Below are 11680 nucleotides of genomic sequence, written 5' to 3' on the forward strand. Positions count from 1 at the left end.
GCTCATCGACGCATCGACTCATCTCCCGGCCCCTATATGGGGGCTCTCAGGGCCGCATGAGCCGATCCCAGATGAGCCGATGAGCCGATCCGAGACGGTCACGCACTGTGCTCGCCCGCTCGGAGGTGCCAGCGGGTCGCCGGCCCCTGTCCACGCGGCTCAATGACGCCCTCGGCGCGCAACTGGTTCAAGAACCGCACCGTCTGCGCGTCGCTGTAGCCGATCTCCGCAGCGACATCCCGCTTGGCCGCAGCCCCATCGCCGAGCAGCGCGAGAACCCGGGAGCGCACCTCCGCCGGCACGGGCGATGCCGCCGTCTGCTCGACCTGGTTGAACATCTCCCAGCGCGCGCGCGAGTGCTCGCGTACCTGCGCGGCCTCCGCCGCCTCCAACGACGGCACCAACCGGAGGGACGCCCTGATGCCCTCCCGCTCGGCCGCCCGGTCATCGGGCGTGGACGGCAGGTCAGGCTGACTCTGCTCGGCCGGCTCCTCCGCCGCGCCGCTCGCCCCGTCATCCTGCAGCGCGGCGAACAGCTTGCCCAGCTTCGGGTCTGCCAGGACATCCCACTCCAGCGGCGACGCCTCCCGTCCCTCGGCGATCCGCGAGACGTCGTCCAGGTCCTTCAGCTTGAAGGTGCGGCCCTTGCTGTTGTTGCCGCTGACGTCGGCGATGCAGACAACGCCCGGCTTGCCCTCGCCGTACTTCGTCATGTCAGGCAGTTCCAGGCCGAGCTCGCCGGCGGCGAGCGCCATCTCGTTGCGCCGGGACACCTTGAGGAACACGAACCTGTCGAGGTTGGCGCGGATGTTGCCGCCGCCCAGCCACTGCGCGCTGCCGCGCTGGCCGACCAGGATGACGCCGACCGACTCCGACCGGCCCTTGCTGGTGATCGTGGTCAAGGCGGCCTGCGCCCGCTGGGCCAGAGCGTCGCCGCCGGTCACCAGCGCGTCGACCTCGTCCACGACGACGATGACCGCAGGATGGCCTGGGTGGGGCTGGAAAACGGCGTCGGTGTTGTGCGCGGCGCGGTGCGAGATCAGCGCCGCAGCGAACTCGAGAATCTTGACGGCCTTGGCCCGCTCCTGCGGCCCGCACGCTGCCGCGCCCAGCGCGCCGGAGTCGCGCCAGCGGCGCATGTCCTTGGCCTTGGACACGTCGATGCCGAACACCAAGGCGTTGTCGGCCGCGGTCAGCCGCTCCAACACGTTGTTGAGCAGCACCGTCTTGCCGCCACCCTTGATGGCGACGACCATGATGTGCGCTGCGCCGTCCTCGTCCCACACAACTAGCTCCAGCGGCCGGCCGGTCTCCGGGTCCTGGCCGACGATCGGCGGCTGGCGCACATCGGCGACGTCCGGGAGCGAGATTTCCGGGTTGGGGTCGAGGAGCGGGTGGGGGATGACGTCGGCCCACGGGTCCTTGAGCCGTAGCGAGATCCACAGTTGGCCGGCGACGCGGCCTTCCTTCACCTGGACGCGGCCGGTGGAGATGCCGAAGTCCTCGGCGACCCGCTCGGCGAAGGAGCGGGTGACGAATGCGCTGGCGCGCTTGCCGGTGCCGCGCGTGTCCAGCAGCGCCTGCTCGCCGAGCCGGGTTGGCTCCGCGCTCACTACGCGCGCCCCGTCGATGCCCCAGCCGGCGAAGTACGCCTCCCAGTCGATGCGCGGCACCTCGGGCGTCACCACCTCGACGGGGCGCGGCTTGAGGCCGACCCGGTGCAGGGCGTAGCCGACGCCGAACGCTCCCAGGTACATCCAGGTGGCCAGCCCGGACGGGCCCGCAGCGACGCCGGCTTCGGCGGCGGCGGCTAGCCAGGTGCCGGAGGCTGCGGTGGCGGCGGTCGCGCCGACGATGCGTGTGCCCTTCAGCCGGTTCATGGCGGTGGCGTAGGTCGCGATCGACCCGGCGATGGTGACCATGCCGATCCCCCACCACGGCAGGTGGGTGGCGTGGGCCAGCGCACCGGCCCCATACAGGGCGGCGCCGCCCAGGAACGGTGCCCGCTCGGCTGGGGCTGCCCGGAACCACGCGTAGGTGGCGCGGGCGGCGGCTTTGAGGTTGCTGGGGGGCGGCGGCTCGTCGCTGTTCTGGGGGGCCTCGACCGCGTGGTGGCTGTGCGGCGGGGCGGGGCACCGCTCGGCGGTCGATCGGCTCACGGCCAGGTCCCTTTCAGACGATGGGATTCATAGGGCGGCTGGCCCCGGCCGGCGGTAGGCCGGGGCCCGGGGGCTGTTAGACGGCCTCGCCGGTCATCCAGCGGCCGTTGTAGGGCAGGACCACGCCGTTGGCGACGGCCTTCATGACCTCCTCGTAGGTGGTGACGAACCGCTGGTGCGCGGCGGTCATGGCCCGGGTCAGCTCCATGACGTGCTCGGCGAACTCGCCCAAGCCCTGCACGGAGTTGGGGTCGAGGCCGAGGCTGTTGAGGCAGTCTTCGTGGAGCTGCTCGTACGCCTCGGCGTAGCCGCAGATGCCGGCCACCTCGCCGGTCATGAAGTTGATGAGCTCGGCGTCGGACTCGGGGTGGAAGTTCGCGACCCGCTGCGCCAGCTGCTGCCAGTCGGCGGGCGCGTACGCGGACACGTCGCTGCTGGCCTGCTCCGTGCTGTTGGGCGCGGCGGGGGCGATGGTGGTTGCGGTCATGTCGGTGTCCTCCTCGGTTGGCTGCGCGCCGTTGCGACGCGCAGGGTCGGTGGTGGTCTGGTCCGGGGCCGCCTCGTCGGGGGGCGGGTCGTTGGGGGCGCGGTAGAACGTGATGCGGAAGCCGCACCCGCAGGTGACGGTGCGATCGAACTGCGCGCTGGGGATGACGGCCTTCACCCGGGTCCCGCAGCGGGGACAATCGGTGCTCCCCAAGAGGTCTGGGTCTCCGTCGGCAGGTTCGTCGGTGACCGGCTGAACGGCGACGGACTGAGCGGCTTCCTTGCGCTTCTGCCACGCCGTGATGGAGTCCCACGCTCGGGCTCTGCGGGCCGCCGGAGAGTCATCGGCGGTCGGGGCGCCACCGCTGCCCTCAGACTTCGGGATGCGCTGCCACAGGCGGGGCGCCCGCTCAGAGCGTTCCTCCCAGCGGCGGGTCGCCGCATCGGTGACGGACCGCGCCGCCCGCACGGCAGCCTCGCCGGTCTTGGCCTTCACCTTCTCCACCACCGGCGCCGCCTTCTCAGCGACCTTGCCCTGCGCCTTCCGGGTCAGCGCCCCCGCCGCTCGGCCAGCGAGCTCGCCCAGCCCGGGAAGGACGCGCATGGCTTCGACCTTGGGCGCGCCCGAGGCGTTCCAGCCGCGCACCGCCCACGACGGCCTCGCCTTGTCGGCCTCGGTCCGGTTGGAGTGCCGGGCAATCGCGGCGATGGCGAAGATGACGACAGACGCGGCGATGAACAGCTCAACCATCTGCTCCACCTCCCTCCCCGCGGACGGGCGGCGCCTGCAGCTCGCGGAGGGAGATGACGGCGGTGACGCCGACGGCCACCATCAGCGCGCCGCCGAGCAGGGCGAGCACCGGGAGGCCGAACAGGTACCGGGCCGCCAGGATGACGATCAGGCTGATCAGGACGTCCATCGTGCTGGGCCGGTTGTGCCACATGCGGCGAGCGACCTGGCCAGGCAACGGGCGGGGGCGGCTCATCACATCGCCCCGCTGATGGTCGACCAGCCGGCGGCACTGATCTGGCGGACCCACGCCAGCGACCCGCCGGCGGTGGCGTACAGAATCGGGAAGAACGCGATCATGCCGTAGGTGGAGGGTCGGAGCCCGTGGCCGTCGAACACGTCGATCGCAACCGCGACGCCGAGCAGGACGACCAGGCCGACCACGATGTGACCAGAGGTGACCTGGCCGATGCTGAAGTCGAGCCCCTTGAGCCAGTCGCCGATGAACGTGGCCGCGAGTCCGGTCCCGCCGAGGAACATCAGCGCGCAGATGACCCTGTTCAGGACGGCGGACGGGATGCGGCTGAGCTTGCCGCGCTTCTTGTGGATGAGGATTCCGAGCGCCAGGCACAGCAGCCCGAACGCGATGGCAGGCGTGTCACCCATGGTCAGGAACCTCCAGTGATGATCAGGGCGGTGATGAACAGCCAGGCGAGGTGCCACGACTGGTCGAGGGCGTACGCGCCGGTCCCGGTCGGGGCGGACTCGGGCATGCCGAGCCGGTAGAAGTCGCCCTTGCCGATCCGCTCGGCGAGAGCGGCGAGGGTGTGTCGGCGGTCGGCCCAGTAGTGGCTGACGGCGGCGAGGGCGAGTCCGACTGCGGCGGCGATGCCGGAGGGGACCCAGCCGGTGGCCAGCCACAGCAGCGCGAGGGCGACCAGCTTGGTGAGGGTCAGCGTGATGACGTGGTCGAGGCACGCGAGCCGCCCGGCCCGGCCGGGCGCGCCCTTGGCCATGGCCTGGCGGTGGGTTTGCGCCCAGTGGTCGCCGACCTGGTGGCCGACGTACAGGGCGACGAAGGTCGCGGAGAACATCATCAGGCTGATCTGCGCGTCGGGGGCGATCACGACGACACCTCGCTCCAGGTGTGCTGGGGGTTCCGGCCGGTGACGGTGACTGCGGTGCGGGAGAGGTCGTCGCGGGAGACGATGTAGCCCATCTGCTGCAGCGTCTGCCGGAGGAGCCCGGCCGGGTATGCCTGGTGGGTGTCCTTGACGTGGATGATGGCGCCGCCGCGGGCGTGGGTGACGGTCACCTGGGGCGTGTAGCCGGCGAGCGCGGTGGCGTCCATCGCGGCCTGGGCGACGGTCTTGATGTCGTTGACGTCGTCGGCGGTGATGGCGATCGGCTGGGCGGCTCGGCTGGTCCAGCCGAGGCCGGGAATGGGGCGGCTCATCGGACGTCGCCCTCCACGATGGCGGCCTGCTGGCGCTGGCTGCGGCGGCGCCACTGCCACCAGCGCGGCCGGTCCATCACGTCGATGACGTCGCACGCGGCGGAGTCGAACGTCTCGCCGTGCTCGCGGATCGCGTCGCCGATCCCGTCCAGCCCGTCGCTGACCGTCTTCTCGATCGAGGTCGTCATGCCGGAGAGGGCGGCCTCGATGCGGGCGTTGGACCGCTCGTTGGCGCCGGCCAGGTACTGCACCGCGGTGGCGATCTGGGCGAGTTCGGCGCGGCAGGCGGCGGCCTGGCGGACTTCGTGGCGCAGCGCGGCCAGCTGGTCGGTGATTGCCAGCAGCGTGTGCGCGGTGGCGGCCTGGGCCGCGTACATCGCGGTCGCGGCGTCCTGCTTGTCCAGGGTCCGGTGGTTGTCCTGGTAGTGCTCGGAGAAGTGGCGCCCGTCGGCCGCGTAGGCCAACAGCGCCCTGGCCTGCTCGGCCGCCGTGGTGGTGGGCGTGCTCATTACGCGATCACCGCCGGGTGGACCGAGTAGTGCAGCACCACGCCGTCGCGCATGTCCTCGGGGATGACCGCCTGAAGCATGTACGCGAGGAAGTCCAGGTGGCGGGTGCCAGCGGGGACGGTCATCTCGTGGCTGCTGGACTTCACGTCCCCGGACCCGTTCTGCATGGTGAGAACCACCAGCAGGCGCCGGGTCGGGGTGGAGCTGGTGGTCGTCGGTGTGGGCGACTTGGTGGCGGTGTTCTGGCTCATCAGTCGGACTCCTGGTTCTCGTCGTCGTTGTCGGGTGGGGTCATGGCGGCGATGGCGTCCTGCCAGGTGTTGATCGTGGCGAGGGCCTCGGTGAGCCGGTCGTTCACGTCTTGCGGTCTCGCCGCAGGCGGGGGTTGCGGGAGAGCGTCTCGGCCCGGTTGGCCTCGGCGTGCGATCCCTCTACGTTGCCGCGCAGCAGCGCCGCGAAGGAGCGGACCCATGCGCCGGCCACACGCTGGAGACCTTCGTCGGTGTAGGCGGGCGGGACGTCGTCGTCAGTCCACTCGGTCATCGGGTCACCGTCCCGGCCCGTCCGGTGGCGACCTTGGCGAGGATCGCCAGCGCGATCTCCTCGGCGTCGTCGAGGGTGTACGGGTCGTCGGCGAGGTAGATGTGGATGACCGTCCCGAAGTCGGGGTTGGCCATGAGGCCGATGCCGGGCTGGGTGCCGTAGTGGAGGGGGCCGGGGATGGGGGTGTCGGCGGCGGCGCAGATGTTCTCGCTGTGGTCGTGCCGGTCGCACCAGGGGGTGGAGGCGGGGCAGTGGCGGCGCTGCTGCGGGACCAGGACCAGGGTCGACGTGTGTGACATGATGGCGGTAGTTCCTTTCGCTCGGTCGGGCGGATACGAGGGGCGGCCCCAGGTCTTGGCGGATAGGGGGCCGCCTTTCGCGTTTTCGGGGGACGGCATCAGACCGCGACCTCCGCGTCCTCGCGGGGAAGCCAGGACGCGGCGTACTCCTCGAAGTCGAGCGACACACCTCGCGCCGCCAGGGCCTTGAATCCCTCGACGAACGCGCGCAAGATCTTGCGGTTGCGCCCGAACTTGGCGCCCGGCAGCTCCCCCTTGCGGAGGCCCGAGTACAGGTACTCCTTCGAGAGGCCGAGTTCTTCCGCCGCGTCTGCAACGGCCATGAACAGTTGGCTCCGGGGCGTGCGCGGCGCGGCCTCCACGGTCTCCGTTGACTGGACGGTCTCGACTGTCTCCATACACCCCATGCTGAGCTATGTGCATATGGTCAGTCAAGGCCAACCGGAGACGGTGAGTGGATTGCTACCAGGACGGTGTGTTCAACTGGTGGCACCATGTTGTGCCAAGTGCAGTAGGAGCATCGGTGACCGACCCGACCGGCCGCACGCTCTACCTCCAGATCGTCGACGACCTCCGGTCACAGATCGCATCCGGAGAACTACGGGTAGGCGACCCCATCCCCTCCACCACCGCGCTCCAGAAGCAGTACGGCCACTCCATCACCGTGGTCCGCAAAGCCGTCGAAGTCCTCCGCAACGAGGGCCTCGTCTTCGGCCAGCCCGGCAAAGCCGTGTACGTCCAAGCCACCCCCGCAAGCGTCGAGGCCGAACGCGTCAGCGTCGAAGACCTCGCCCAGCAGGTGGCCGACCTCCGGACACAGGTCATGGAACTCCGCGGCACCGTCGAGCAGCTCTACACGCGACTCGGCCACCCGTACCCCAACGACGACGCCGGCCAGCCCGCGCGCCACCGCAAGACCGGAACGTGACCCCCTAAGAGACGAGAGCGCCGCCGATGGTCGAACGCAGCAAGGTCGTCGATCTACGCACGCGAACCACCTACCGGCCGGACTGCGCCAACCTCGCGCGCAACCGGCTCCTCCTCGCCCGCAAGGGGCTGGGCCTGTCGTACGGCGAGTTCGCCGACCTGATCACCCCCATGGTCGGCTGGCCCGTCTCCCCAGACGCCGTCGAGGCGTGGGAGACCAGCCTGGTGCCACCTGGCGACGTGCTCATCGCCGTCAGCACGGTGACCCCCGCCGCCAGCGACCGGCTCGGGGTGCGCTCTCACAAGTTCATCGCCGCCTACATCGGTGAGGCCATGGCCGCCCGTCTCGCAGAGCAGGCTGCACCGGCCGGACAGGACCACCACGCTCTCCCCGTCGAACTGCCGGCGGGGACCTGCCGTCTGCACGTGTGGCCCTACGGCGTCGCGATCCTTCACCTCGTCGAGGACCTCGACCTGCCGAACATCGCCCACCTGGCCGTGTGGCGCTACCAGTCCTACGAGCACAACCTCGACTGGGCCACCACCTACCTGCGCAGGCTCACTGGCGACGACACCTCGGCCGCCTCGTACGTGCTCAGCCTCTACTGGGTCCACGGCCCCACCTGGGTCGGGCAGATGCTCGACACCGCCGCGCGCATCATCTGCTCGCCGCGCGTCCTCATCGACCGCGACCAGCCTGGCGGAGACGCCTGCCTGGCCGCCGCCGAGCAGGCCGAACGCGAGTTACTCGCCGGAGGCTTCCACCAGCAGGAGATGCGCTCGTTCGGAGTGGCCGGCGTGTCCGTCGGCTACGCCTCCTGGTCTGGCGTCGCCTACCATCCGCTCGACCCCGCGCGCTGCCTCGCCGAGGACGAGCTCGTCGACTGCGAGCTGACGGCGCAAGCGATCTGGGCCTACTGCGAGCACATCAACGGCCAGGTCGAGCAGGGCCACGACCCACATGTCAGCGAGGAGTACGGGTGGCGGTTCCTGCGCGCGGCCCGCTCGAGGCTGACCAACCCTCGGCCGCGCGAGACGGGGCAGCACCGGTTGATGCGTGACGCGATCGTGGAGACGAGCGGCATCGCGGGTCATCTTGATCAGGCAATCGAGGCACTTCGAGAGGCAGGCAGGCAGTGAGCGGATACAGCGACGGCACATCGGTGCTCGTGGTGGTGGACGTCCAGAATGCTTTCGTCCGGGCCGAGTCGGCCCATGTCGTCCCGGTCATCGTGGACCTGGTCGACCGCTGGCAGGGCGACGTGCTGTTCACCCGTTACATCAACTACCCGGGCAGCCCGTTCGAGCGGCTCGTCCGCTGGTCGGCGTGCATGACCTCGCCAGAGATTGACATCGTAGATGAGCTCCAGCCGTACACGGCCCGCGCCCACGTGATCGACAAGAGGGGGTACGGCCTGTTCGCCGACCCCGCAGGCGCCGCGCTCGTGGCCGAGCGGGGCTGGTGCGACATCTACGTGTGCGGCATCGCCACCGAGTCGTGCGTGCTGGCGACCGCGCTCGGCGCATTCGAGGCGGACCTGACGCCGTGGCTGATCGAGGACGCGTCGGCGTCGCATGCCGGCCGTGATGTGCATGAGGCGGGGGTGCTCGTCACCCGGCGGTTCATCGGCCAAGACCAGATCATTTCGGTGGCGGATGTTCCTGCGGGTCTGGTGTCGCCGCCGCGTCTGCGGTGTGACGTGTGACCGCACACACGAGCTCTCGGCCTGCCGCTGACCGACCGTAAGAATCATCCTTTTGGAACGTCACAGTAAGTCCCCGCAGGTGGTGGGCCTGTGATCGCTAACAATCACGAAACTCCACCAAAAAGCCGTACCAACCTGCACAAATGGACATGTTACGTTGTGATAACGGTCCCCGCCGTACGTTGCCGAATGCGCCCCATGAGCGTCAAATGCCCTATTGAGGCCATAACCGAAACCGCGTGCGTGGGGCCGCAGCAACCCCAGGGGGTGGTAGAAATCGCCAACAACGGAGTCGGCGAACGACCGAGCAAGCACGCCGCGGCCTCGGGGGAGGGCCGCGACGCAGTACAGCACCTGACCGACGAGCAACTCCTCGACCCGAGGTTCATGCGAGGCGTCATCACCAAGATGGCCACCGAACTCGACACCGCCCACAAGCTCATCGGCAGGCTGTTCGATGCGCTCGACGCCGCACAAGCCAACCACGCGCCACCCGAGGTGCGGCACGCCCTGGCCCGGCGCGGACGGCGCGTCCACTTCGTCACCGAATTCGTCAACGGCCACGAGGTCACCGTCGGGGTCCTGCCAACCGGCCGCGACGACCCCGCCGACGCCGACCGGCGATGGCAGCGACTCCGCGAGCAGTACAGCGGAGGACAGGACCAGTGAGCGGGTTACCCGACTGGGAGCTCCGCGAGGCTCCCGACCCCCCATTCGACATCGTCGCCCACTGGGAAGGCGACAAACTGATCATCACGGTCGCTGCCAGCCTGCAAGGGCTCGCCCGCGAAGACGCCATCGACGGGCTGCTCCGCCGCCACCGGCGCCGCACCTGGAAGGCCGTCTGGCCCATCCCTGCGCTGATCGGGGCGTGGGAGTGGACGAACCGCAAGGTGCGGGCGCACGAGCGGGTCGCCTCCGCAGCGGCAGGCACAGCGGCCACCGTCATCGTCGGCGCCGCCGCCCTCACCGTCACCGGAGCTCTCGACAGCGACGAACGACGAACCCCGTACGCTGGCCCGCCGCCCACCATCATCACCATGACCGTGCATCCCACCCGCAGCGAGCTGTCCTCTACCGCCCGGCCGGCCACGCCCCGGCCGACCCGGCGGCAAGCTCCCCCGCCGGACGTCGTCGAGACGCGGCGCCCGGCGGGCACACCGCCGCCCGCCGTGGCCCGCAGCCGGAGAGCCGCAGCCGAGCCCACCCGGCGGCCCCGCCGTTCGGCGCCGGCCAGCGCGCGGCCGACCCGGGACCGGCCTGAGCCGTTGGCTTCGGCCACCGTGCGGCAGCCGCGCCGGGAGCGGGAGACGGCCATCGCGGTGACCGCCCCGCCCAGCCGCACCGAGCGGCCTACAGTGGACGCGCGCCCAGCCACGACAGCACCAGCACCCCAGCCCGGGCCCACCGTGGCCGCGGCAGGGTGCGGCGGCATCATCCACGCCCGCGTGGACCCGCTGCTGGACGTGTGCGTCCGCCTCCGATAGCGACACCCTGGAGCAACCCGCATGGCGTACATCCGCCGCCTGCCGAGCGGCCTATGGCAGGCCACCGTCCGCATGCCGAACGGCCAGCGCACCACCAAGAGCAACAGGCTCAAATCCGTGGTCGAGAAGTGGGCCAAGGCCACCGAAGCCAAATTCGATCAGGGCGACATCCGCGACCCGAAAGCCGGCCAGATCAAGGTCGCCGACTGGTACGCCCGCTACGCGGCCGCCCGCGTCATCGAAGCCCCAACCCGGGCCAAGAACGACTCGCTGTGGCGCACCCACTGCAAGGACCGGTGGGGCGACTGGCCCATGCAGGCCGTCCAGCGGGTCGACGCCCAGGCGTGGGTCGGCGACCTGCAGGAGACGCGCCGCGCCCGCCACCGCGGCCGGCCCGCCGCATCCTTCGACGACCCCGACGAAATCCCGACCCTGTCGGCGGCCACGATCCACGACATCGTGCACCTGATGACCAGCATGTACAAGGCGGCCATCAAGCAGGACCCGCCGATCGTGCTCACCAACCCGTTCCTCGACCTGGAGCTGCCGAAGCGTGGCGCCACCCAGGTCGAGTTCTACGAGCACGCCGAGGCCGATGCCCTGTACGCGGCCATGGAGCGCCTGCACGGCCCGAAGTGGCGGACCCTGGCCGAGCTCGGCATGGACGTCGGGCTGCGGCCAGGAGAGATTTACGGGCTGCACGGGCACCGCGTGGACTGGATCCGCGGACTGCTGTCGGTGGTGGACGTGTCCACCCGGCAGGGGCTGCGCGAGTACCCCAAGAGCATGAAGTCGAACAGGACGGCGCCGGTGCCGCCGCGGACGTTGGAGGGGATGAGCCGGCTGATGCAGGGCCGGCCGCGGACCGCGTTGGTGTTCACCGCGCCGGAGGGCGGGCCGGTGGACGACGGCGACTTCCGCAACCGGATCTGGTACCCGGCGGTGGATGCGGCCCGGCTGTGCGGCAACCGCTCGCCGGGGGAGGCCCGCGACGGCGAGGTGTTCGTCGAGGGGGAGTGCGGGGCTGTGTGCGTCAGCCCGACGCATGGGATCCGCCGCTTCTCGCCGAGGATCATGCGGCACACCGCGGCGTCGTGGCTGGTTCAGGACGGGGTGCCGCTGTACGACGTGCAGGCGCTGCTGGGCCACGAGTCGTTTGAGACCACGCAGCGTTACGCGCATCTGGCTCCGGACGCCCACGACAAGGTCGTCCAGTCGTGGAAGCGGCGTGCGTCCGCGAACCCTGGTTGACGCTCGTGACGCATCAGTGACGCACGATCATGAAAAAGGCCCTTCCCGGATCTCCCCGGAAAGGGCCTTTCACCTGCGGGTCGGGGTGGCGGGATTTGAACCCACGACCTCTTCGTCCCGAACGAAG

17 protein-coding genes are annotated in these 11680 nt (G+C 70.3%); 6 read left to right on the forward strand and 11 right to left on the reverse strand.

Features of this window, described 5'->3' with window-relative positions:
- Window positions 1-98 precede the first annotated feature (98 nt).
- The 11 genes from ACIBG4_RS40880 to ACIBG4_RS40930 all read right to left on the reverse strand — a co-directional run bounded on the left by ACIBG4_RS40880 (window position 99) and on the right by ACIBG4_RS40930 (window position 6580).
- Entirely contained in the window at window positions 99-2159 is a 2061-nt protein-coding gene (locus ACIBG4_RS40880) for an AAA family ATPase (RefSeq protein WP_397207875.1), read from the reverse strand.
- 76 nt (window positions 2160-2235) lie between these two features.
- Window positions 2236-3396, reverse strand: coding sequence for a hypothetical protein (locus tag ACIBG4_RS40885; RefSeq protein ID WP_397207877.1), 1161 nt, complete (start codon window positions 3394-3396; stop codon window positions 2236-2238).
- The gene (locus ACIBG4_RS40890) at window positions 3389-3631 is read right to left on the reverse strand and encodes a hypothetical protein (RefSeq protein ID WP_397207879.1); all 243 of its coding nucleotides are present in this window, start codon (window positions 3629-3631) and stop codon (window positions 3389-3391) included. The genes ACIBG4_RS40885 and ACIBG4_RS40890 overlap by 8 nt, the downstream gene beginning before the upstream one ends.
- On the reverse strand, window positions 3631-4041 hold the full coding sequence (locus ACIBG4_RS40895; RefSeq protein ID WP_397207881.1) for a hypothetical protein: 411 nt from the start codon (window positions 4039-4041) through the stop codon (window positions 3631-3633). The genes ACIBG4_RS40890 and ACIBG4_RS40895 overlap by 1 nt, the downstream gene beginning before the upstream one ends.
- 2 nt (window positions 4042-4043) lie before the next feature.
- Window positions 4044-4502 (reverse strand): DUF3307 domain-containing protein, encoded by a 459-nt coding sequence (locus ACIBG4_RS40900; RefSeq protein WP_397207883.1) that lies wholly within the window; start codon window positions 4500-4502, stop codon window positions 4044-4046.
- A complete protein-coding gene (locus ACIBG4_RS40905; protein ID WP_397207885.1) occupies window positions 4499-4831 on the reverse strand; it encodes a hypothetical protein in 333 nt (110 codons plus the stop codon). Before ACIBG4_RS40905 ends, ACIBG4_RS40900 begins: the two co-directional genes overlap by 4 nt.
- Window positions 4828-5340: a hypothetical protein gene (locus ACIBG4_RS40910; protein ID WP_397207887.1), complete on the reverse strand. Its 513-nt coding sequence runs from the start codon at window positions 5338-5340 to the stop codon at window positions 4828-4830. Before ACIBG4_RS40910 ends, ACIBG4_RS40905 begins: the two co-directional genes overlap by 4 nt.
- The gene (locus ACIBG4_RS40915; protein WP_397207889.1) at window positions 5340-5591 is read right to left on the reverse strand and encodes a hypothetical protein; all 252 of its coding nucleotides are present in this window, start codon (window positions 5589-5591) and stop codon (window positions 5340-5342) included. Before ACIBG4_RS40915 ends, ACIBG4_RS40910 begins: the two co-directional genes overlap by 1 nt.
- A gap of 103 nt (window positions 5592-5694) precedes the next feature.
- On the reverse strand, window positions 5695-5883 hold the full coding sequence (locus ACIBG4_RS40920) for a hypothetical protein (protein ID WP_397207891.1): 189 nt from the start codon (window positions 5881-5883) through the stop codon (window positions 5695-5697).
- Window positions 5880-6182 (reverse strand): hypothetical protein, encoded by a 303-nt coding sequence (locus tag ACIBG4_RS40925; RefSeq protein WP_397207893.1) that lies wholly within the window; start codon window positions 6180-6182, stop codon window positions 5880-5882. Before ACIBG4_RS40925 ends, ACIBG4_RS40920 begins: the two co-directional genes overlap by 4 nt.
- Before the next feature lie 98 nt (window positions 6183-6280).
- Window positions 6281-6580, reverse strand: a complete 300-nt coding sequence (locus tag ACIBG4_RS40930) for an excisionase family DNA-binding protein (protein WP_397207895.1) — start codon at window positions 6578-6580, stop codon at window positions 6281-6283.
- Window positions 6581-6705: 125 nt separating this feature from the next.
- On the opposite strand from ACIBG4_RS40930, the gene ACIBG4_RS40935 reads away from it, so the two are divergent.
- The 6 genes from ACIBG4_RS40935 (at window position 6706) to ACIBG4_RS40960 (ending at window position 11553) form a co-directional block, all read left to right on the forward strand.
- Window positions 6706-7110 (forward strand): winged helix-turn-helix domain-containing protein, encoded by a 405-nt coding sequence (locus tag ACIBG4_RS40935; RefSeq protein ID WP_397207897.1) that lies wholly within the window; start codon window positions 6706-6708, stop codon window positions 7108-7110.
- A 26-nt stretch (window positions 7111-7136) separates the two neighbouring features.
- Complete coding sequence (locus ACIBG4_RS40940) at window positions 7137-8249, forward strand: hypothetical protein (RefSeq protein ID WP_397207899.1); 1113 nt, start codon at window positions 7137-7139, stop codon at window positions 8247-8249.
- Complete coding sequence (locus ACIBG4_RS40945) at window positions 8246-8815, forward strand: isochorismatase family cysteine hydrolase (protein ID WP_397207901.1); 570 nt, start codon at window positions 8246-8248, stop codon at window positions 8813-8815. Before ACIBG4_RS40940 ends, ACIBG4_RS40945 begins: the two co-directional genes overlap by 4 nt.
- 198 nt (window positions 8816-9013) lie before the next feature.
- Window positions 9014-9484, forward strand: coding sequence for a hypothetical protein (locus ACIBG4_RS40950; RefSeq protein WP_397207903.1), 471 nt, complete (start codon window positions 9014-9016; stop codon window positions 9482-9484).
- On the forward strand, window positions 9481-10302 hold the full coding sequence (locus tag ACIBG4_RS40955) for a hypothetical protein (RefSeq protein ID WP_397207905.1): 822 nt from the start codon (window positions 9481-9483) through the stop codon (window positions 10300-10302). The genes ACIBG4_RS40950 and ACIBG4_RS40955 overlap by 4 nt, the downstream gene beginning before the upstream one ends.
- Before the next feature lie 21 nt (window positions 10303-10323).
- Window positions 10324-11553 (forward strand): tyrosine-type recombinase/integrase, encoded by a 1230-nt coding sequence (locus ACIBG4_RS40960; RefSeq protein WP_397207907.1) that lies wholly within the window; start codon window positions 10324-10326, stop codon window positions 11551-11553.
- Window positions 11554-11680: the final 127 nt, after the last annotated feature.

The organism is Nonomuraea sp. NPDC050383 (assembly GCF_044459125.1).
Classification (GTDB): Bacteria; Actinomycetota; Actinomycetes; order Streptosporangiales; family Streptosporangiaceae; genus Nonomuraea.